Raw genomic sequence first — 502 nt, forward strand, 5'->3', positions numbered from 1 at the left:
CGCAGCCATTCCTCGGCCAGGGTGCGCCCGATCTCGCGCCGCCAGCCATAGGCGCCGAACCCCGCGACGGCGGCGGCGGTCAGGACGAAGGCGGCGGCTTCCCAGCCGGCGAGCGCCAGCGCGCGCCGGTCGGGACGACGCGGCGAGGGCGAGGCTTCGCGTGTGGCTGAATCTTCGGACATGGCTCCCCTGCGGCTATCCCTGACATAGGGCGCGACGGGGCGGTTCGGGAAGGGTCACGCTCAGTTCATCGGCCAGCGGATGCGCCCGGCGGCCAGCAGGTATCCGCCGAAGCCGGCCAGGAACGACGCCGCCGCCAGCCAGGCGAACCGCCGGACGAGGGTCGCGGGGTCATCGGGGCGCGTCATCGGTGTTCCTTCCCTTGGCCGGCCTCAAGGCCTAAACGGCGTCAAGGCGTCCGGGTTGCCTTGAAAGGCGACGATCGCGGCGCGATAGAAGGCGGGCATGGCCCAACCCCGATACCGTCAGCTTGCCGACGACC

At 71.9% G+C, this 502-nt stretch carries 1 protein-coding gene; it reads right to left on the reverse strand.

Going from position 1 to position 502, the window contains the following annotated elements; genetic code table 11:
• Positions 1-182: hypothetical protein (locus D1614_RS25440; RefSeq protein ID WP_206610236.1), on the reverse strand; the 182-nt coding region annotated here is incomplete at its 3' end.
• Between the last annotated feature and the right edge of the window lie 320 nt (positions 183-502).

This window comes from Maribellus luteus (assembly GCF_003576475.1).
GTDB classification, from domain to species: Bacteria; Bacteroidota; Bacteroidia; order Bacteroidales; family Prolixibacteraceae; genus Draconibacterium; species Draconibacterium luteum.